This is a genomic window from Pseudomonas fluorescens HK44, from assembly GCF_000217955.3.
In the GTDB taxonomy this organism is placed as follows: domain Bacteria; phylum Pseudomonadota; class Gammaproteobacteria; order Pseudomonadales; family Pseudomonadaceae; genus Aquipseudomonas; species Aquipseudomonas fluorescens_AQ.
Genome location: NZ_AFOY02000004.1, coordinates 196,520 through 216,560, shown reverse-complemented (window position 1 = coordinate 216,560; position 20,041 = coordinate 196,520). Strand labels below are relative to the sequence as shown.

The window sequence follows — 20,041 nt, the reverse complement described above, 5'->3', positions numbered from 1 at the left end:
CTGCTCTCAATCAGCGCTTCGCAGGTACTCATCGCTACTCCCCATACGCAAGGATCACAAGATGGGCATCAGTCTTCGCCATTTAATTTGTCTGGCCTACTTGAATGCCCTCGGATATGCCTCGCTATGCATCGCGGCCATAAACCTGGGCGGTTACTTTCTGGTCGAATCCCCCCGCCTATCTCAGAGCATGTTACTGCCGGATGGCAGCCTCTCAACCCTTTTGCTGGGAACGGCTGTCCTAGGTTACGCCAATAATTGCAAAGCCCTTTTACAAGCATCCGCTGGACTACTGCTGGTTATCGCCTTATACAGCCTATTGCACAGCTGGCTAGGCCTAGAGGGAGACCGAGGACTATTTCTGATCAGTGGTTTTCCACGCATGCGCAATGCGACGGCTTTAGTGTTCGGGCTATTGGCGACTGGCCTGCTCAGCAGCCAATGGGGCTGCAGGGCGCGGATACTGGCTAGGACTTTCGGCCTGGCGGTAGTCGGTCTTGGCATTGCTTCGCACCTCGCTAACACATTCCCAGAGTTGGACGGCTGGAGACTGGCATTTAACAATAATGTCAGCAGCGCAGCCAATCTGCTCGCCCTGTCCGCTGGGCTGGCCTTGCTCTGCATCAGTTGGCGCTCGGCCAAGAATGAGAGCGCGTTTGATCGAATCACTCTGATTACTGGACTATTCTGCGTTTTTCTGAGTTGCCTTGGCTGGTACCTGCTGAGCCAGCAGAGGTACGAGTCAGATGTGCATCGCAGTGAGCTATTGCTGGACAAACTGGACACGCTCCTAGTGCGCACAAACGCAGCGCAGCTGCATTCGATCCAGCGTATGGCCGCACGCTGGAACGCTTTCGGTTCTTTACCCAGCGACCCATTGTGGCGGGAGGAAACCCGAGATTACCTGAGTGAGTTTTCGGGTTTCGACACCATCGCCGTGCTCGACGAAAAACTTCAGCCGCAATGGCTAGCCAGCCGCAGTTTTTTTGAAACCGACGAACTGTATCGACTGCTTACTCAGCCGCGTCTGCGCAACTGGCTTCAGGCACTGCCTCAAGGCGACAAGCCCTATGCAACAGCGGCTAACAGCCAAGATATTCAGTCACATGGCATGATTGCGATACCCTTGAGCCTCCCCAGTCAACCCGGCTGGGTGCTTATCGCAAGCGTGGACTTATCTCGTGCTCTAGGTGAAATCGTGGGCAGCGAGCTTGACGGTTTCTATGTTCGCGTCATCGAAGGTGAGCATGTGCTGTTCGACTCGTCCGTCCCGTCGAAACACGTCTCCACTAGCCCTATCAGCGAAAAATCGGTGAAGGGCCTGGCTGACACCAACTGGCGCCTGGTTAGCTACTTGGATACCACCAAGAAACAACCAGAACGGTATTTTCCGAGTCTAATTTTACTGTTCGGCCTTACGCTGAGCTCTATGGTCATGCTCAGTCAGCGCCTGCGCATGCAAGCTGTCCTCCACTCACAAGATCTAGAGCGCACCAACAAGGTGCTGGAGCTTAGCTTGCAACGTCAGACTTCGTTGCAAACCTTTAACCAGCGAATCATGCAGTACTCCATGGATATGCTCTGTTCAGTCGATGCAGAGGGCCGCTTCACCGAGATTAATTCCGCCGGTATCGAGCTGCTCGGCTACTCGCGCGAGGAGCTGATCGGTCAGCGGTATATAGACTTTGTGTTGCCAGAAGACCGCCCACATACCTTGCTAACCGCAGAAAAGGCCATTGAGGGGAAACCGACAGATGGCTTCCACAATCGCTATTGCCACAAGGACGGTAGCATTGTCCATCTGTTCTGGAGCTTCGGTTGGTCGACTGCCGAACGCAGCTTCTTCTGCGTGGCCCACAACATCACCAACCTAATGCTCACCAAAGCCTATCTGAAAGACCAGCGCGATATTCTCGAGATGATCTCAACCGATCAGCCGCTGGCAGAAATTTTCAACGCCATCTGCCATATGACTGAGTCTCGTGCCCCAACAGGACTCTGTTCGGTTCTGCAGGTGGACAAGGAACAACAGCACTTGCGCCTGAGTGCAGCCCCCAGCCTTCCGCCGACTTTCCGTCTGGCCATTGACAGTTTTCCCATCAATCCTAGCAGCGTTTGCGGCATTTCAGTGTTTCGCCAGCAGGTGGTAATCGTTGACGACATTGCCCAGGATCCAATCTGTCAGGATTTTGGGGCATCGGCCCTGGCGCACGGGCTGCGTGCCTGTTGGTCAATTCCGCTGATATCCAACCAGAGACATGCCCTCGGCTGTCTGACCATCTACCACCGCCAAGTGATGACGCCCAGTGACGAGCAGCTGCAACTACTGGCCAATGCTGCCCAGCTCACATCCATAGCCATCGAAAGAGAGCAAGACCGCCAGCGTCTGCAGGCAAGCGAACAGCGCTTCCGCTCTCTGTTTAGTTTCACTCCCAGTGCAGTTGCCTCACTAGACCTCAACGGTCAGTTCGAGAGCTTAAACCACGCAGCTGGCGAGCTATTCGGATCGGATAAGGAACTGCCAGGGAAACAACTTTCCGATTGTATTCTTAACGAAGATGTCCCGAAGGTTAACCAACACTTTGTCGAGGCATGCTCCGGCAAAGCCCAGCGCTTCGAGACGCATTATGTTGGCCTGTATGATGAGACACGGGACCTGAGCCTCACTTTTCTGCCAATACGGGTGGACGATGTAATTGTCGGCGTCTTTGCGGTTGCCAAAGATATCAGCGAGCGAAAAAAAACGCAGAAGCAACTACAGGTCACCCTGCAAGAACTGCAGCGCAGCAACAACGAACTGCAAGAGTTCGCCTTCGTTGCCTCCCATGACCTGCAGGAGCCCCTGCGCAAGATCCAGACATTTTCCGAGCGCCTAAAAGCTCGTACGGAAAACCTCGACCCGCAGAGCCGTGATTACCTGGAGCGCATGAACTCGGCGGCCAACCGCATGCAGACGTTGACTCGAGATCTGCTTGCTTACTCTCGCATCAGTTCCCGCGGTAAACCCTTCCAAATGCTGGAAACCGAGCGGGTTCTCGATGGCGTACTGCGTGATTTGGAAGCCGATATTGAGAAGAGCGATGCGCAAATACATCGCGAGCCACTACCGCCGATTCAGGGTGACCCGACACAGATACGCCAGCTCCTGCAAAACTTGTTGAGTAATGCAATGAAATTCCACAAGGATAATCAATCACCGCACATCCGTATCTATTCTGAACAGGAAACGAGCGGTGAATGGACACTCTGCGTGGAGGATCAAGGCATTGGTTTCGACGAGAAGTATCTGGACCGGATCTTCAATCCCTTCCAGCGCTTGCATGGTCGGAATGCCTATCCGGGAACTGGGATCGGCTTGGCTATCGTCAAAAAAATCGTCGAACGCCACCGCGCACTTATCAACGTCTCCAGTAAACCAGGACAGGGCAGCCTGTTTCGCATTCGCTTCACCATGGATAAGCAGGATTGACCCATTATGGACAGTATTAGCGGCCTGGATATTCTCATCGTCGATGACGACCCAGATGACTGCCTGCTTTTACAGGAGGCCCTTGAGGAAAATATGGTCTTCAGCAAGGTGATCTTTAAACATGACGGCGAAGAGTTGCTGGACTACCTGCAGCACTGCTATCGCCTACCAGGGTTAATCCTGCTGGATCTGAACATGCCGCGCAAAGACGGTCGCGAGGCCCTTGCTGAAATCAAGGGCAACACTCGCCTGCACACAATCCCCGTCATAGTACTGACGACCTCAGATTCAACCGAGGATGCGCAGCAAAGTTACGAGAGGGGAGCCAACGCCTTTATCAGCAAACCCACCTCTTTTTCTGGCCTAGTCTCGATGGTTCATAGTATACGCAGCTTCTGGCTCGAAACCGCCGTACTGCCGTTGGAGGACAAACCCCTATGACCTACTCCCATAAGCTGCGCCTGCTGTTGATCGAGGATGACGAGGACGACTACCTGATCGTTCGCGATCTGCTCAACGAAGTTCGGCAATTGCAGTATCAGCTGGACTGGGTCAGCGACTACGACGAGGCATTGGCTATAATTGCGCAAAAGGAACATGACCTTTACTTGGTCGATTATCGTTTAGGTGCTGAAAACGGTCTGGACCTGATAGCTCACGCCCAGGCGCTGGGTGTAACGGCACCGCTGATCCTCCTCACCGGCCAAGACCGTAATGAGCTGGATGCCAGCGCCCTCGATAATGGCGCCGCCGACTATCTGGTCAAGGGCGAGTTCAACAGCCAACTGCTGGTGCGCAGCATCCGTTACGCTCTGAGTCGTGCGCACGCTCATAATACCTTGGTCAACAGCGAAGCACGCTATCGCCAGCTGTTCGACACCAGCCCGGAAGCGATTTTCGTCGTCGACCAACAAAGCCTGGCAATCCTCGCTGCTAACCAAACCACGATTGAGCTACACGGCTATACGCGCGAAGAACTGCTGCGCATGACAGTGGCGGACGTCCTCTCGCCAAAGGAACGGAAACGCCTTTCCGCGGCTATCAAACAAGTGCTTAGTACTGATGAACCATGCAACCAAGGGATATGGGTACATCGCGTCAAGGGTGGCCATGATGTGATGTTGGAAACACTAATCCAAAAAATTGAGTACGGCGGTGCACCAGCTTTCTTAGCGATAGCCAGGAATGTCACCGAGACGATGCAGGCTCGCCGCGAAGTTGAACTCAAGAACAAATCTTTCCACCAAATATTCACCAACAGCCTCGATGGTCAACTGCTCGTGAATCAGCACGGCAGTGTGCTTTACGCCAACCCAACTGCAACAAGACTCCTCGGCACACAGCGGACGCCACTAGTGGAATCGTACCTGGCTAGACCCTATCAACCGGGCAAGCTTTATGAATGGAGCATTCCTCGGAATGATGGGAGCATTCTGGAGGCGGAAGTGCAGTGCACCCAGACCCAATGGGACGGGGAACCGGTACGGCTGCTGTCGCTACGCGATATCTGCGAGCGCAAGACCGCCGAAAAAAAAATGCGTTTGCTGCAGCGCAGCCTCGAGGCCTGCTGCAATGGCATGGTGATCTGCGATGCCCTGGCCGAAGACCTGCCGATCATTTACGTCAATAGCGCATTTGAACGCATCACTGGCTACTGCGCCGAGGAAGCTCTTGGACGTAACTGCCGTTTTCTGCAAAAAGACGAGCATGATCAGGCCGGGATAAGCAAGATCCACATAGGCCTTGCGCTACAGGAAGAAGTACACGTCGTACTACGCAATTTTCGCAAGGACGGCACGCCGTTTTGGAACGAGCTGTATATCACACCGGTGCCCAACGAACAGGGCGAGATCACCCACTACATTGGTGTGCAGAACGATATTTCCCAACAGAAGCGCTACGAGTCAGAACTGGCCTACAACGCCACCCACGACACGCTCACGGGCCTACCTAACCGTACGCTACTGGAAGATCGACTTATCCAGGGCTGCCAGATAAGCTCGCGATACAAACGTAGCCTGGCAGTCTTGTACATCGACCTTGATGGCTTCAAACCCATTAACGAAAGTCTAGGTCATTCGGTTGGTGATCGGCTGCTCATCGAAGTGGCCCAGCGTATAAACCAGCAGGTACGTCCAGGTGACACCGTTGCGCGCCTGGACAGCGATAGGTTCGTGGTAGTACTACCTGATCTGGCACGAGAGGAAGATGTGTTGCTGGTAAGCAAGCGGCTGATCGACAACATCGGCCATGCCTACCTGATCGATAATGCTGAGCTACATATAACCGCCAGCATCGGCATTACGCTAAACGACGGCACTATCGAGCAGCCATCCCAGCTGATTCAGCAGGCCAACATGGCCATGAATAAGGCCAAGCAGCAAGGTCATAACAACTTTCAGTGGTATACCAACAACCTTGAACAAAGGATCAACGACCGCGTTAATCTGCGAAACGAAATGCAGAAAGCCCTCGAGGCCGAAGAGTTTCAACTCTATTACCAGCCACAGGTCGATGGCCGAAACGGGGCGGTTGCAGGATCTGAGTGCAACACGGTTATTGAATTGAAGCGGGAGCATCATGCCGCATCACCACGGCTTCTTGCATCACTTCGCCCATCACCTCGATCGGGCATTTGAAGTCGAAGCGTTTGCGCGGTCGCATATTCAGTTGCAAAGCGATGGCGTCCAGGGCTTCCTGACTATGCACCGACAAGTCCGTGCCCTTGGGCAGGTACTGGCGGATCAGTCCATTGATGTTCTCATTGCTGCCGCGTTGCCAGGGGCTGTGCGGGTCGCAGAAGTAGATCGCCACCCCGGTCCGCTGGGTGATCTCGGCGTGCCGCGCCATCTCCCGGCCCTGGTCGTAGGTCATGCTCTTGCGCACCGCCAGCGGCATGCCATTGAGCGCCGCACTGAAGCCCTCCAGCGCCGAGGTCGCCGTCGCGTCGGCCATCTTGATCAGCATCAGGTAGCCGCTGGTACGCTCCACCAAGGTGCCCACCGCCGAGGCATTGGCCTTGCCCTTGATCAGGTCGCCCTCCCAATGGCCTGGCATCAGCCGGTCTTCGACCTCCGGCGGGCGCACGTGGATGCTGAGCATTTCAGGGATCTGGCCGCGCCGATCGACGCCGCCAGAGCGCGGCCTGCGACTCGTCTTGCCCTGGCGCAGGCAGATGATCAGCTCCTTGCGCAGGCCACCGACCGGCAGGGCGTAGATCGCGTTATAGATCGTCTCGCGGCAGACGTAGGCCTCTCTGAGGCTGGGTATGTTCATGCTGCGCAGCTTGCCGGCAATCTGCTCGGGAGACAAACCCTCACGCAGCATATGGACGACCAGCTCGAAGCGCTCACTGCCCGGCAGCAGCTTGCACTGAGGCCTGCAGACCTGGCGGCGGACCTGCATCTGCTGCTGGGCAGCACAGGCCTGGTAGCGGGTGCCAGGGGCCCGGTTGCGGCGCAGCTCCCGGCTGATGGTCGAGGGGGAGCGGCCGAGCATCCGGGCAATTCGCCGCTGGCTGAAACCTTGGGCAAGGCCGAGTTGAAGGGTCGCACGTTCGGGGATACTGAGTTCGTGATAGGACATAGTGGCAGCACCGTACCGGAAAGGTCAGGTGTTGCACTCAGTTTTTGCGGCCGCCCGGCAAAATCATTGGCGTCGAGGCCCTGTTGCGCTGGGCGCACGTCGATCATGGTTTCATTTCACCGGCGCAGTTCATCCCAGTAGCCGAGCAAACCGGGCAGATTATTCCGCTGAGCGACTGGGTGTTGAAAACCGCTTGCCGTAATGCACGCTCACTAGTCGACAAGGGGTGGAGTGACTTGGTGATGGCAGTCAATGTTTCACCCGTCCAGTTTAGAAGGGCCAACTTCGTCGAGACCGTGCTTACAGCCCTTGAAGAGGCGAATTTACCGGCTAGATTGCTGGAGCTCGAAATCACTGAAACAGTATTATTGGATAACACCGAAAAAGCCGTCTACACGTTGCACGCATTAAAAGACATTGGTGTACAGATTTCGATCGACGATTTCGGTACAGGTTTCTCTAGCCTGAACTACCTCAAACGCCTTCCGGTCGATAAGATCAAGATCGATCATACCTTCATCCAAGAGGTGATCAGTGACCGTCATGATGCGGCAATCACTAGAGGCATCATTTCGATGGCCCACCACCTCGAGCTTAAGGTGATCGCGGAAGGTGTCGAAACGGAACCACAGGTCGCTTTCCTGAGAAAAAGCCGCTGCGACGAATTTCAAGGCTATTACTTCGCTAAACCTATGCCGTTAGCCCAGCTAGAAAGCTTCTTACATACTCAGAGCGCAAAACAAAGTCGACCATCACTCGAGCAAGGGCCGAATAACATAGGGCAAACCCTACTCTTGCTTGATGATGAGGAGAATATTCTACGCGCTCTGACCCGCGTCCTTCGACGTGACGGCTACAAGATTATCACCGCTACCTGCGCCCAAGATGCCTTCGTCCTTCTAGCCAAACACGATGTACAGGTCATCCTCTCGGATCAACGCATGCCGGAGATGAGCGGCACCGAGTTCTTCAGCCGAGTCAAGAACCTCTATCCCAAGACTATTCGTATCGTCTTGTCCGGATACACGGATCTTAAGTCAGTGACAGAATCGATAAACCAGGGAGCTATCTATAAATTTCTCACTAAACCCTGGGACGATGATCAAATAAGGAAGACGGTCGCACAGGCGTTCAAGCAGCACAGCCTCAACAGGCCTGTTGAGGCTGACAGCGCTCGTGACGACCACAAAAATGGTGGTTAACCGAACCAATTTTGATCAGATGCCCCAACATGGCCATTAGTAGATACCTAGGGAATCTCCGAACAAGTCTTCAAATGTGCTGAAATGCGCCTGACAACCTGATCCGAGCCGTCCATGAGCCAGATGAGTTTTTCCGACTTTGAGTACGCCGGTAAGCGCAAGCAAACTCGCCGCGAACGCTTTCTTGCCGAGATGGATCAGGTCGTGCCCTGGACAGGCCTGCTGGGGCTGATCGAGCCGTTCTACCCCAAGGCTGGTGGCGGTGGAAAACCCTACCCTCTGGAAACCATGCTGCGCATCCATCTGTTGCAGAACTGGTTCTCCCTGAGCGATCCGGCCATGGAAGAAGCGCTGTATGAAATCACGCCCATGCGCCAGTTCGCACACCTGACGCTCAGCGCACCGATCCCCGAAGACACCACGATCATGAACTTCCGGCACTTGCTGGAGAAGCATCAGCTCGCACCTGCGATCCTCGCGGTCATCAACGGTTATTTGCAAGAAAAAGGCCTGTCGCTACGCCAGGGCACCATCGTTGATGCAACCATTATTCATGCCCCCAGTTCCACGAAGAACGAAGAAGGCAAGCGCGATCCCGAGATGCATCAGACGAAGAAAGGTAACCAGTATTTCTTTGGGATGAAGGCCCATGTGCGACCTGAAAGTCGCTTGAATTTCTGTTTTGCTTAACGAATCTGTTTTGACAAAACCGGTTGTTCCATCAACCGTTCCCTACCCAGACATGCGGAGCCGGTAACAGCTCGGTGTGAAGCTCTGGGGACAATGTAACCGCCGATCTATTCGGTACGCCAACCCGTGAGGGTAAGCAGAATCTGCGAGCACAAACGCGGTGAGGGGCTAGGGATGAACGAATACGACCAACTTATGTGAACTTCTGATAAACGTCGTCATCATTTACAAGCCAAATGTGCTGATAGGCTTGAACCAAAACGGTACGCGGTAAGGTATGGCCTCTGTGAGCTGGGCCATCGTGGACAAAACACCGCCGGCGAATAGGAAGGGTCCGACTCGTTCTGAAATTCATTCGGAACAGGGTAAGCCCGTAGTGCTGCCGGCAACGGCAGGCGGACTGCAAGGAACGCTGTTGGTGCTGCGGGTATAGGAACGCGGAGAAAGCGAATGCTGTTCTGTAACGGAGTGGATACCGGCTGAAACATCGTCGGGCGTGAAAACGAGCAGACTTCCGCATGGTCATTTATGGCGAGAGAATTTGGCAAATCGTTAGATGAAGGAAAGCAGATGACGGCATTCGATGCTGGTGCGCCTTCGCACGCTGAAAGGATGTGGCTCCAGGCAGACTGGCCGCGCATCCAGGAAGAGGTGAAACGACTCCAAGTGCGTATCGCCAAGGCAACAATGGAAGGCAGATGGGGCAAGGTTAGCGCCTTGCAACGATTGCTGACCCGCTCGCATAGCGGCAAGATGTTGGTCGTGAAGCGAGTGACGGAAAATCGCGGCAAGAGAACGCCGGGCGTCGATGGGAAAATCTGGTCGGGCCCGGCGGCCAAATGGAATGGGTTGGAGTCGATGAGGCATCGCAGCTATCGCGCGCTGCCGCTTCGGCGTATCTACATCCCCAAGAGTAATGGCAAGAAGCGTCCGCTGGGAATCCCCCGAATGCTCTGCAGATCAATGCAGGCGCTATGGAAGCTCGCTCTGGAACCTATTTCAGAGAGCTTGGCTGACCCGAACTCCTATGGATTTCGGCCTAACCGCTCGACCGCTGATGCCATCGAATATTGCTTCACCACTCTGGCGAAACGCATGTCGCCAGCATGGGTTCTGGAAGGAGACATTCGGGGCTGTTTCGATAACTTCAGCCACGACTGGATACTCCAGAATATACCGATGGACAAGGCGATCCTGCGCTAATGGCTTCAAGCCGGATTTATCGACAAGGGAACTCTGTTTGCGACGGAAGCCGGAACTCCACAGGGCGGGATTATCTCGCCCGTAATCGCGAATATGACGCTGGACGGACTTGAAGCGGCAGTAGATGCAAGCGTGACCCCGATGGCGCGCACTCGCAGAAAGTGCAAGGTCAACGTCAACAGATATGCGGATGATTTCGTTGTGACAGGAGTATCGAGGGATATTCTCGAAAACAATGTTCTCCCGGCGATCAAGCAATTTATGGCCGTACGGGGGCTGGAACTCTCCAAAGAGAAAACCAGAATCACCCACATTGATGAGGGTTTCGATTTCCTCGGGCAAAACGTGCGCAAGCATGGCGGTAAGTTGCTCATCAAACCGGCTGCCAAGAGCGAAAAAGCACTCTTGGAAAAGGTCAGAGGAATTGTGAAGAAGAACTGGACAGCTACTCAAACCAACCTGATTTTACAGCTCAATCCTGTGATTCGGGGCTGGGGGATGTACCACCGGCACGTAGTGTCCAAATCCCGCTTTACATCGATAGATGCTCAAGTTTGGCGCCTCTTATGGAGATGGGCATTGCGTCGGCATCCCTCAAAAGGCACGGCCTGGGTAAGACAAAAGTATTTCCACACAGAGGGAAATCGGACATGGGTGTTTGCAGCGCAAACCAAGGTCAACGGGCTAACCCAACGACTGCGGCTCTTTCGTACCGCAACCATTCCAATCGTTCGTCATGTCAAAATACGCGGCAAGGCGAATCCGTTTGATCCTGCGTGGATGTCTTACTTCGCTCGCCGTCGCACCGCGACCGTTTCGGATTGATGCCCGGTGCCAAACATGGTGCTGACAAGTGGCTTGAGCCGGATGAGGGGCGACTCTCACGTCCGGTTCTTAGGGGGCGGCAGCGCAGCAATGCGCTGTTGCTACCCGACATTGGCGCCGATGCCGAGTCGGGGCTGGTTCATCACGTCCATGGCACCGCCGCTAATGTGGCTGATGTCACGCAGGTCGCCGAACTGCTGCATGGCGAAGAAAACGCCGTGTATGCAGACGCCGGATACACCGGTGTCGATAAGCGCGAAGAGCATGAAAATCGTGAGGTGATCTGGCAAATCGCAGCGCGCCGCAGCACCTATGCCAAGTTGAATAAACGCAGCTTGCTCTACAAGGCCAAGCGCAAGATCGAGTACTGCAAAGCTCAGACACGAGCCAAGGTCGAGCATCCGTATATGGACTCCTCCTCTTTGCAAGCCCCCCTTCGCTCTGGCGCCCGTGCCGACTGCACACGTATATTCGGCCTCTGACTGTGGCATCAGATCGATGCTGGGCCATGATGGGCTATTCGCGCGTTGGTTCCCAATCGTTCCGCCGTGCTTTTCGCACCTGGATGCTTGAGGGTTTTACCAACGCCGGTTCGACCGGTTTGCCATCGTTCGGGTTGCGTCGCAATCGTGGTTAAGGGATGGTTCTCTCGTAGGGTACCTCGGGTGAATAGATCAGGTTGCCGCCCGATCCGGTTGGTAATCAGAATCATGACGCAGCATTGCCCAGGCCATGCGTGCCGTTTTATTGGCCAGCGCGACAGCGGCCACATTGGGATGTGAGCGCTCGGCTAAACGGACGACCCACTGGCTGAGTCGGTCGTCTTTGGGTTTCGCCGTACGCAACGCCGAGCGGGCACCATGGACTATCAGTGTTCGCAGATACGCATCGCCGCGCTTGCTGATGCCAAGCAGTCGATCCTTGCCGCCGGAGCTGTGTTGCCTCGGCGTCAATCCCAGTGAGGCGGCGAACTGTCGGCCGTTGGCAAACTGTCGAGGATCACCGAGGGCGACGACGAGTGCGGTGGCGATCATCGGGCCGACGCCGCGTAGCTGTTGTAGACGGAGGGCGGCCGGTTCGCTTGTCGCAATGGCAGTAATCTCGCTGTCGAGTTCGTTCACGCGCTCATCCAGCCCGCGAAGATCGCCCCACAAGCCATCCAGCAAACGGCGAAAGCGTACCGTCAAACCGTTATCCGGATCTTCCAGCCAGCACGGTATCGCACGACGTAGCATGAGTAATTCTTTCGGGGCGATGAGGCCGTACTCGGCGACCAGCCCACGAATCTGATTGGCTTTGGCCGTCCGCTGTTCAATTAAGCCGGCCCGGATGCGATGCGTCGCCTGGATATCCTGTTGCTCGACGGTCTTGATGGCGACGAAGCGCATGCTGGGGCGGCTCATCGCTTCACAGATGGCCTCGGCATCGTTGGCGTCGTTCTTGTTGCTCTTGACGTACGGTTTGACGAACTGCGGCGCGATCAGCTTCACGCGAAATCCGCATGCCTGGAGCTGTCGTGCCCAATGGTGCGCACCGCCGCAACTTTCCATGCCAATCTCACAGCCGGGCTCGATCTTCTCCAGCACCGTTTGAAGCCAGCGATCACGAGGCAGACGCTGCCGCCAGATTGGCTGGTCATGGCAATCCACGCCGTGGATCTGAAATACGTTCTTGGCCAGGTCGACCCCAATGCGCATAAGCTTCATGTGTGGACTCCTTCTCGCATTTGACTGTGGTTCGCACCTTCAGTCTGGCACTCAAGATGCCGAGGTGAGGAGGAGTCCATCCCATTGTTCCGGGTGATCAAGCGCCAGTTCGGTTATGTGAAGACGCGCTTCCGTGGTCTGACGAAGAACACGGCGCAACTGGTGACACTGTTTGCGCTGTCGAACTTGTGGATGGCGCGTAGACATTGACTGACGAGTGCAGGAGAGGTGCGCCTGTAATGTGGGGAATGGTTACCGGGAGGTGCTCGCGGCGGCTAAAAACACAGAAATGAGCGGGTGAACTGATCGTCTTTGATCGATTCGCCGCTTTCAAAATCGGCGGGGGCTGAAGTCAGCCAGAAATACATGACTACTTCAGACCATCCCTAGCCCCCTACGCAGATCAGGGATTTCCCCGATCGTGCCCCCAGGAAGTGGGGCAACTTAAACCAGTCGGAGTGTAACCCTACATAGGCGAATTCCTGATGACCCTACGTGCCTTGGTCGCTCAGCTTGAGGAAATGTAGCGCCAAGGCAGGCCTATATGACGTCATCAAGCACCTCAAGGCCATCATCTGCAGCTCTTGTTGGTAACATCGGATGCAAACGACAAGGTGTCCTTGATCTCGTCCACCGATGCCGTTTCCATCCAGAACAGTACATCCAGGTAATCGTTCAGCTTTCGTTTTTGACGTACGTCCATGGTGATAATCCTCAAATATCCATTCGTCTGGCGTGTTGGCACCGGCGATGTAAGCAGTGCTGAGTTTTACGCAACAGCCGTTTCTGATCAAGCTGCTGCCTTCATTGGAAGTTATTCGCTTAAATTATGGCACGCAAAATCGCCTCACAAGTCAAAATTCCGCCGCTGGAAACACCGTCGCGCCTATAGAATGGATTATTTTGAGACCTGCATTGCTTTTCGTCGCCAGCCAAATATTGGTGCGTTTTTTGCATTTCACATGCTAGGCGTCAAATTTTTAAGGACTCCTAATAATTAAAGCTTCAGATGGTTAATATTTTTAGTGCGACTCAGGTTCGCCCAAGCAAAACATAAAATCGTGCCTTCACCACGATCAGATCAGAATAGCCGTCTTGTATTAAAAGGCGGCAACCACCGAAGTGACTAGGAGATAAGAGAAATGAGCCGCATGCATCCCGTGCAGGTCATTGCTGTAACAGGTGGAAAAGGTGGCGTCGGTAAGACGAATGTAGCAGTAAATCTGTCACTGGCATTAGCTGAGCGTGGCCGACAGGTCATGCTGCTTGATGCTGATCTCGGTCTGGCAAATGTAGATGTTTTACTCGGATTAGTCCCCCCCCAAAACCTTGCCAACGTGATCAAGGGACAGTGCGAACTGCGGGATGTGCTTCTGCGAGGGCCTCGCGGAATCAGCATCGTTCCTGCCTCTTCGGGCTGCCAAAGGATGAGTCATTTAATGCCTGCTCAGCACGCCGGAGTCATTCAAGCCTTTAGCGATGTCGACGAGAAGATCGACGTACTGGTCATCGACACGGCCTCTGGTATAGGGGACTCGGTTATCAGTTTTGTTCGTGCATCCCGCGAAGTGCTGATGGTCGTGTGTGACGAGCCAACGTCACTTATCAATACCTATGCGCTGATTAAAATGCTCAGCGATTCTTACCGAATAAATCGTTTCCGTATACTCGTCAACATGACACAAACCCCCCAAGAAGGGCCCGAACTTTTTGCTAGGCTGGTCCGTGTCACGAATCTTTTTCTTGACGTCAGCTTACAATATATTGGCGCCGTGCCTTATGATGAATGCATGCGCAAGGCTGTGAGAAAACAGCGTGCTGTATACGATGCTTTTCCTCGTTCTCAGTGTTCCCTAGCATTCAAGTCCATCGCGAAAAAAATAGATGCTTGGCCATTACCAGTGAGCCCGCGCGGGCACTTGGAATTTTTTAGTGAGCGATTGTTAACCTCGCCAATGCGGCGAGACACGGTGCGCTTTGTTATTTAAGTTGAAAATGCGTTAATTGATGAGCATAGCTAATGTTATTTAGAGGTTAAGTTGAATAAAAACATGAAAATCCTCATTGTTGATGACTTTGCAACGATGCGACGGATCATAAAAACCCTGTTGCGTGATCTTGGATTCACCAACACGCTTGAGGCAGATGACGGAACGTCTGCGCTACCGATGCTGCAAAATGGCAGCTTCGATTTTCTAATCACTGACTGGAATATGCCTGGGATGTCCGGTATCGATCTTTTGAGTTATGTACGTGCTGACGATCGTATCAAGCATCTTCCGGTTTTAATGGTGACCGCCGAAGCTAAACGTGAGCAAATCATCAACGCCGCCCAAGCTGGAGTGAACGGTTACGTAATCAAGCCCTTTACTGCGCAAGTATTAAAAGGAAAAATTGAAAAAATTCTCGAGCGCGTTAATAATTAAGGTGCCCCGCTTACAACCGCATCGTCGTCATAAACGGTGGCCGACAGTTTGCCGCCTCGCCGGGGCTGACACCGAAGCAATGCCGCTCCGTCGGTAAGGTTCGATGCTTGGCTCAGCAAGCGCGGCTATGCATGTTTACGAACACTGATGGTTCATGGCGCACGCTCTGTGTTGCGTACGGCCAAGTCAAAAGGCGATCGACTTAGCCAGTTGGTCGCCGGCTTAGCCCATCATGGCTCTGCATCGAAACGATGCCGTATCTAGTGTGCTGTTCGCGAAATAAATTTCTCCATGTTTGCACTACACTTCAGGTGCCATTCCTACCTTGGAGAGTTCCTGGTGAGCGCTCTGGACATTACGCTTAGCCCCGAAGAATTTGCCGAGCTGAGCCGTCGCGTACGTTCCGCTACCATCAGTCAGCGCGATGGCCGTCGAGCCCGTGTCATCTTGCTGGCAGCGCAAGGATCAACGCGAGAAGAAATCGTACGATTGACAGGTTTCTCTCGCCCTACGGTCACCGACTGGTGCCAGCGTTTTCAGGCGCTCAGATTGGAAGGCCTGCTCGACAAGCCTGGCCGTGGACGCAAATCCCCGCTGCCCGCCGACACGATCCGCCGCGTGCTCGAACAGGTCACTCAACCTCGTATCGGCGAGCCCCGCTGGAGCTGCCGAAAGCGACCACTGTGCATAAACTGTGGGCGGCCAATGACTTGAAGCCTCATCTGACGCGCACCTTCAAACTGTCCAACGACCCGCAGTTCGAGGAGAAATTTTGGGATGTCATCGGCCTGTACCTAGCTCCGCCAGACAAGGCGTTGGTACTCTGCTGCGACGAGAAAAGTCAGGTGCAAGCCTTGGAGCGCACACAGCCTGGGCTGCCTCTGGGGATCGGTCATATCCAAACCCAATCCCATGATTACACTCGCCACGGTACGGTCACGTTGTTTGCAGCGCTGGATTATCTCCAGGGCAAACTGATCAGTAGCATCGAGCGCCAGCACCGCCATCAGGAGTGGTTGGCTTTCCTCAAGAAAATCGACAAGGAAACGCCCAAGCACCTCCAGCTGCATCTGATCGTGGATAACTATGCGACACACAAGCACACAAAAGTGAAGGCTTGGCTGGCGAAACATCCGCGCTTCCACGTGCATTTCACACCGACCTCCAGCTCGTGGATGAACATGGTCGAGCGGTTTTTTAGGGATATTACCGTGTTCTTGCGTGACGGCAGCTTCGGCTCCGTACGTGAGTTGGAAAGCTCGATTACCGCCTTCCTGGCATTACGGAACGCACGACCGACCCGGTACGTTTGGAGCGCAAAGGGCGAGGAAATTTTGAGCAAAATATCGCGAGTACGCGAGGCGATGGAGACGCAGATGGAAGGGCAAGTTATTTCGAAAACAGTACACTAGATGGCCGAATATACGTATGCAGTCGGCACGGGGGCCAAAGCAAAGTGGCTTGCAATGAGAAGGATTCCATAGTCAGGTATTGGTTAATTCATTGAGGCCCTCGATGAGCTAGCTCTCAGCCAAGCCATTCAGGTGGAGCAAGACGGCCGAATCGGTTATCAGCTCTGTCACGGTAAAAATAAATTATTGAACTATTCTTCAGGCGGCAAGATACATTTTTCACCAATCCTTACCCATGGAGAGCCTGTATATGCTTGTTGTTCCTCTACTGTCTGAGCGTGTAAATGGCCGTACGCGAGTCAGTTGGCGGCAAATGGTTCAGGCCGTCTATGACAGCCCTACCTCAGAACAGGCGTATAGGTACATGTGTCTTGCCGATGGCTATCTCCAAGCTCTCAACGATGCTGGACTGATTGATGACGCTCAGTATCAGAGCTTGTACGACTTTTTGCAGAAAACTCAAATCAGGCTGATCCCAGAATTGATAGAGTAGCTCGCCAGTCTCGGCTTATAAGATTCAAAATTGCCATTGCCATCGCTGTGGCGAGAAAGCAGGAAGTTCAGTCATGCCCCAGTTGTCAGACGATCAAGCGAATACAACCCTTGAACAGATGGAGCTGCTCAGAGCCCTTTACCGCTCCATTGCCATCATCGAGTTCACCCCCGATGGCACTGTGCTGCGCGCCAATCGCAACTACCTGAAAATTTTCAGCTACAAGGAGCAGCAGATCCGTGGCCTTCACCACCGCGCGCTCTGCCAGGCCGACTACGCTAACTCGTCGGCCTTCAATAACTTTTGGAGCAGGCTGCAAGAGGGGCAGTCCATCAGCGGTCAGTATCTGTACGTCAGCGCTGAGGGTCGTCTGGTGTGGCTGGAAGCGAGTTACAACCCGGTGTTCGCAGCCGATGGCCAACTACTCAAGATCATCCAGTTCGCCTCGGATGTCAGCACTCTGGTCAAGACGGAACGTCTGCGATAATGAGCGTACGCAGCTGTTCACCCAGATCGCCGAGCGCACTCACAACTTCTGGGTGATAACCAACGCCAAAGGTGTGGTGGTCTATATCAACGAAGCCGTCACCCATCTGCTCAGCTACTACTGGAACAATTGAAGGGGTTCGATCATCAGGTTCATGAGATCGAGAATCAAATTGTCGCCTGGCATCGCGCGAACGAAAACAGCCGCAAGCTGGCCAAGATGCCCGGCATCGGGCCGATCACGGCCAGTGCGATGGTAGCCTCTCTTGGCGATGCCAAGAGTTTCAAGAATGGCCGACAGGTGAGTGCTTGGCTTGGGCTGGTGCCGAAGCAGAATTCCACTGGTGGTAAGACGGTGCTGTTGGGGACGAGTAAGCGGTGGGACTCCTATTTACGGACGCTACTTATCCAGGGGGCACGGTCGATGATCTGCGCAGCACAGCGAAAAGAGATCTCTGACAGCTGGCTTGGCCGGCTACTTAAGCGGCGTAACGCCAATGTGGCAGCCGTTGCACTGGCTAATAAAAACGCGCGAATTATATGGGCCTTGTTGGCCGGTGACCGCGAATTCCGCTCCGATTACACGACCGTCGTCGCGTAATCGAAGCGGTTTGAAGACGTCAACGTAACCCTGTAGCGGACTAACTCCAATGATTGCTCAGGTGATCATGAATTGATGGCAAAATTGGTAAGACCGTGGCCAAGAAAATCTGACCCGCACAGCGTGCCATGAGCACACGGATCTATTGAAAACTCGGCCAGCAGATTCCATCAGGGACAACGGCAACACCGCACCGATAGTCCGGATGTATGAGTGCAATCTCTACCATCGAGCTGTCACAGATTGAAAGCTTGGCAACCAGGGGGCGTCCATGTATGTGTGGGGGGTGGCAGATGACTGCCATTCCTACCGCGACCATCGCTTCCAAGGCCTTCTGCTGTAGAACCTTATGTATCTTGATGTCGGTGATCACGCTGAGGGTATGGCTCAGCGCGCCCTGTTCATCGAAGATCGGACTAACGCCCAAGGCGCACAGCAGGTTGCTGGAACTTGCTGTAGATCAACTCTTCGCTGCGGTAGGGGTGGCCGTTGCTTAGGCGCTGGCGGATATAAGTCAGCGGGTTGCGCTCGGGATAAACCATGTTGAGCATCAGCTCGACAGGCTGGCCGAGCACTTCCTCGGGCTGGTAGCTGCACAAGCAGACGAAACGAGCCCGGCAACTCGTTGCGCTCATCCTCAATAAACTCCGGTACGCGCTTAGCGATATGCGCGATGCCCTGTGGGATTACAAGACCAAATTCGGCTAGCAGCCCGCGGATCTGATTAGCTGGCTGGCGCTGTTCGTGCCTTCACGAATCCTTGACGAACTCGATGCAGCGACAGCACGGCCTGTTGCTCAATGTCCTTGATCGGCACAAAACGCATGTTTGGCCGACCCACCGCTTCGCAGATAGCCTCAGCATCAGCTACATCGTTTTTGTTCGTTTTCACGTATGGCTTTACGAATTGCGGGGCCATCAGCCTCACATCGTGACCCAAGCTGCGCAACTTGCGAGCCCAATGGTGGGCGCTTCCACAGGCCTCCATACCGATCAGACACTGCGGCATGATGGCAAAAAAGGTGGCGACCTGTGAATCGCGCTTGAGTTGCTTCCTCAGAACGGTCTTGCCATGTTCATTAACTCCGCGCACCTGAAATACATTTTTCGCCAAGTCGATACCAACGGTCATAATTTTCATTCCGGACGCTCCTCTTGGCTTGTGGTTTCTGAAGCCCTTCCACTATGGCATGTTGAGACCTCTGGTTTGTGGATGGGGGCGTCCATACCAATAGATCCGTACGTGCGGAATTACCGCATACGGCTCCTGCCTTGGGTTTTGACGCCGAAGCGGGTTATGGGATGAGGATGCATAGGTAGCTCGCGCGGATAGGGAATGAACAACCTGGCTAGCGCAGTCATGCGCTCCCAGTTCAGTCGGTGTCGCTGACTCCACCGTTTAAGGGCATGCCTCCACGCTCCGATAATTTCCCGGCGAAAAGCATCCAGCCGCCGTGTATTACTGGGTACGCGTGGTAGTAATTGCAATAGCCTCTAAACAACCGACTCAACCACTGTCCGATCACTGGGACAGGCCCTGCAAACAGGCCAGTGGCAGCAACGCCTGCATCCTTATATCCACACAGGGGCAAGTCGCACTGGAAGTCGCGCCCAATGCACCATCCGCCTTTTTTGAGGCATGGAAGCGCGGTACAGACATCGCCGGTTTCGAGTGGTTTGGCGATGGCACCCGCGAAGGCTTGAGGCATGCGAGTAGCAAATGGGATCTGCTTCCCAACATGCTGCTGCTCAATGATGCCCTGCGCGCACTCAGCCACAGTCAACGAGTGCTTCTGTTGGCAATGGTCAGCTTCTACAACGCCCATGAAGGTGCTGCGATGCTCAAGCGTGTTGGCGTTGAAGGTCTGGCCGATCTCGGCCGTCTCGATCTGGAGCGCCGCAAGGTCATTGCCAGTCTGGTATTGAATTACCACGGCTGGTGA

Annotated in this window: 14 protein-coding genes and 8 pseudogenes; 17 read left to right on the top strand and 5 right to left on the bottom strand. The window is 54.3% G+C overall.

The features are described from left to right. The first annotated feature begins 61 nt into the window (after window positions 1-61). Genes HK44_RS29575 through HK44_RS02860 form a run of 3 tightly spaced genes read left to right on the top strand, consistent with a single transcriptional unit; the run spans window position 62 to window position 6,108 of the window. Window positions 62-3,469, top strand: coding sequence for a GAF domain-containing sensor histidine kinase (locus tag HK44_RS29575; protein ID WP_019689253.1), 3,408 nt, complete (start codon window positions 62-64; stop codon window positions 3,467-3,469). Between the two features lie 6 nt (window positions 3,470-3,475). Further along, window positions 3,476-3,910, top strand: a complete 435-nt coding sequence (locus HK44_RS02865) for a response regulator (RefSeq protein WP_019689252.1) — start codon at window positions 3,476-3,478, stop codon at window positions 3,908-3,910. Beyond that, on the top strand, window positions 3,907-6,108 hold the full coding sequence (locus HK44_RS02860) for a PAS domain S-box protein (protein WP_019689251.1): 2,202 nt from the start codon (window positions 3,907-3,909) through the stop codon (window positions 6,106-6,108). Before HK44_RS02865 ends, HK44_RS02860 begins: the two co-directional genes overlap by 4 nt. Here HK44_RS02860 and HK44_RS02855 read toward each other — a convergent pair. After that, a complete protein-coding gene (locus HK44_RS02855; RefSeq protein ID WP_011711660.1) occupies window positions 6,026-7,054 on the bottom strand; it encodes an IS30-like element ISShes10 family transposase in 1,029 nt (342 codons plus the stop codon). The genes HK44_RS02860 and HK44_RS02855 overlap by 83 nt on opposite strands. Before the next feature lie 56 nt (window positions 7,055-7,110). Here HK44_RS02855 and HK44_RS02850 point away from each other — a divergent pair. From HK44_RS02850 to HK44_RS02835, 5 genes and pseudogenes are all read left to right on the top strand, one after another. Further along, window positions 7,111-8,256: pseudogene (locus HK44_RS02850) on the top strand (EAL domain-containing protein); the annotation flags it as partial. A 114-nt stretch (window positions 8,257-8,370) separates the two neighbouring features. Next, window positions 8,371-8,922: pseudogene (locus HK44_RS02845) on the top strand (IS5 family transposase); the annotation flags it as partial. A 552-nt stretch (window positions 8,923-9,474) separates the two neighbouring features. Beyond that, window positions 9,475-10,485 (top strand): annotated as a pseudogene (locus HK44_RS29570) (reverse transcriptase domain-containing protein); the annotation flags it as partial. Between the two features lie 9 nt (window positions 10,486-10,494). After that, the gene (locus HK44_RS29565) at window positions 10,495-10,974 is read left to right on the top strand and encodes a group II intron maturase-specific domain-containing protein (RefSeq protein WP_277884161.1); all 480 of its coding nucleotides are present in this window, start codon (window positions 10,495-10,497) and stop codon (window positions 10,972-10,974) included. Window positions 10,975-11,084: 110 nt separating this feature from the next. Continuing rightward, a pseudogene (locus HK44_RS02835) lies at window positions 11,085-11,381 on the top strand (transposase); the annotation flags it as partial. A gap of 267 nt (window positions 11,382-11,648) precedes the next feature. Here the strand turns inward: HK44_RS02835 and HK44_RS02830 are convergent. After that, window positions 11,649-12,680 carry an IS110 family transposase gene (locus HK44_RS02830; RefSeq protein ID WP_024264711.1) on the bottom strand — a complete coding sequence of 344 codons (1,032 nt, stop codon included), beginning with the start codon at window positions 12,678-12,680 and terminating at the stop codon, window positions 11,649-11,651. Between the two features lie 87 nt (window positions 12,681-12,767). On the opposite strand from HK44_RS02830, the pseudogene HK44_RS02825 reads away from it, so the two are divergent. Next, window positions 12,768-12,890, top strand: a pseudogene (locus tag HK44_RS02825) (IS5/IS1182 family transposase); the annotation flags it as partial. Window positions 12,891-13,251: 361 nt separating this feature from the next. Here the strand turns inward: HK44_RS02825 and HK44_RS30110 are convergent. Continuing rightward, on the bottom strand, window positions 13,252-13,383 hold the full coding sequence (locus tag HK44_RS30110; protein WP_019689244.1) for a hypothetical protein: 132 nt from the start codon (window positions 13,381-13,383) through the stop codon (window positions 13,252-13,254). On the opposite strand from HK44_RS30110, the gene HK44_RS02820 reads away from it, so the two are divergent. The 7 genes and pseudogenes from HK44_RS02820 to HK44_RS02790 all read left to right on the top strand — a co-directional run. Beyond that, on the top strand, window positions 13,382-13,681 hold the full coding sequence (locus HK44_RS02820; RefSeq protein ID WP_141651656.1) for a hypothetical protein: 300 nt from the start codon (window positions 13,382-13,384) through the stop codon (window positions 13,679-13,681). The genes HK44_RS30110 and HK44_RS02820 overlap by 2 nt on opposite strands. Before the next feature lie 141 nt (window positions 13,682-13,822). Further along, a complete protein-coding gene (locus HK44_RS02815; protein ID WP_019689243.1) occupies window positions 13,823-14,668 on the top strand; it encodes a MinD/ParA family protein in 846 nt (281 codons plus the stop codon). A 63-nt stretch (window positions 14,669-14,731) separates the two neighbouring features. Next, on the top strand, window positions 14,732-15,106 hold the full coding sequence (locus HK44_RS02810; protein ID WP_019689242.1) for a chemotaxis response regulator CheY: 375 nt from the start codon (window positions 14,732-14,734) through the stop codon (window positions 15,104-15,106). A 339-nt stretch (window positions 15,107-15,445) separates the two neighbouring features. Next, window positions 15,446-16,518 (top strand): annotated as a pseudogene (locus HK44_RS02805) (IS630 family transposase). A 566-nt stretch (window positions 16,519-17,084) separates the two neighbouring features. Next, window positions 17,085-17,498, top strand: a complete 414-nt coding sequence (locus HK44_RS02800) for a PAS domain-containing protein (RefSeq protein WP_019689239.1) — start codon at window positions 17,085-17,087, stop codon at window positions 17,496-17,498. Then, window positions 17,461-17,631, top strand: coding sequence for a PAS domain-containing protein (locus HK44_RS02795; protein ID WP_158002029.1), 171 nt, complete (start codon window positions 17,461-17,463; stop codon window positions 17,629-17,631). Before HK44_RS02800 ends, HK44_RS02795 begins: the two co-directional genes overlap by 38 nt. Continuing rightward, window positions 17,616-18,098: pseudogene (locus HK44_RS02790) on the top strand (IS110 family transposase); the annotation flags it as partial. The gene HK44_RS02795 and the pseudogene HK44_RS02790, both read left to right, overlap by 16 nt. A 416-nt stretch (window positions 18,099-18,514) precedes the next feature. Here HK44_RS02790 and HK44_RS02785 read toward each other — a convergent pair. Together HK44_RS02785 and HK44_RS02780 are read right to left on the bottom strand one after the other, a co-directional pair. Then, window positions 18,515-18,733: a hypothetical protein gene (locus HK44_RS02785; protein ID WP_019689237.1), complete on the bottom strand. Its 219-nt coding sequence runs from the start codon at window positions 18,731-18,733 to the stop codon at window positions 18,515-18,517. Beyond that, window positions 18,693-19,239 (bottom strand): annotated as a pseudogene (locus HK44_RS02780) (IS110 family transposase); the annotation flags it as partial. The gene HK44_RS02785 and the pseudogene HK44_RS02780, both read right to left, overlap by 41 nt. Window positions 19,240-19,666: 427 nt before the next feature. Between HK44_RS02780 and HK44_RS02775 the strand changes: the two are divergent. Continuing rightward, window positions 19,667-20,041, top strand: coding sequence for a hypothetical protein (locus HK44_RS02775; RefSeq protein WP_033865242.1), 375 nt, complete (start codon window positions 19,667-19,669; stop codon window positions 20,039-20,041).

Excerpts from the sequence above, each read along its gene's own strand:
- HK44_RS29575 (WP_019689253.1), top strand. The coding sequence starts at position 62 with ATGGGCATCAGTCTTCGCCATTTAATTTGTCTGGCCTACTTGAATGCC.
- HK44_RS02865 (WP_019689252.1), top strand. The coding sequence starts at position 3,476 with ATGGACAGTATTAGCGGCCTGGATATTCTCATCGTCGATGACGACCCA.
- HK44_RS02860 (WP_019689251.1), top strand. The coding sequence starts at position 3,907 with ATGACCTACTCCCATAAGCTGCGCCTGCTGTTGATCGAGGATGACGAG.
- HK44_RS02855 (WP_011711660.1), bottom strand. The coding sequence starts at position 7,054 with ATGTCCTATCACGAACTCAGTATCCCCGAACGTGCGACCCTTCAACTC.
- HK44_RS02830 (WP_024264711.1), bottom strand. The coding sequence starts at position 12,680 with ATGAAGCTTATGCGCATTGGGGTCGACCTGGCCAAGAACGTATTTCAG.
- HK44_RS02820 (WP_141651656.1), top strand. The coding sequence starts at position 13,382 with ATGGTGATAATCCTCAAATATCCATTCGTCTGGCGTGTTGGCACCGGC.
- HK44_RS30110 (WP_019689244.1), bottom strand. The coding sequence starts at position 13,383 with ATGGACGTACGTCAAAAACGAAAGCTGAACGATTACCTGGATGTACTG.
- HK44_RS02815 (WP_019689243.1), top strand. The coding sequence starts at position 13,823 with ATGAGCCGCATGCATCCCGTGCAGGTCATTGCTGTAACAGGTGGAAAA.
- HK44_RS02810 (WP_019689242.1), top strand. The coding sequence starts at position 14,732 with ATGAAAATCCTCATTGTTGATGACTTTGCAACGATGCGACGGATCATA.
- HK44_RS02800 (WP_019689239.1), top strand. The coding sequence starts at position 17,085 with ATGCCCCAGTTGTCAGACGATCAAGCGAATACAACCCTTGAACAGATG.
- HK44_RS02795 (WP_158002029.1), top strand. The coding sequence starts at position 17,461 with ATGTCAGCACTCTGGTCAAGACGGAACGTCTGCGATAATGAGCGTACG.
- HK44_RS02785 (WP_019689237.1), bottom strand. The coding sequence starts at position 18,733 with ATGAGCGCAACGAGTTGCCGGGCTCGTTTCGTCTGCTTGTGCAGCTAC.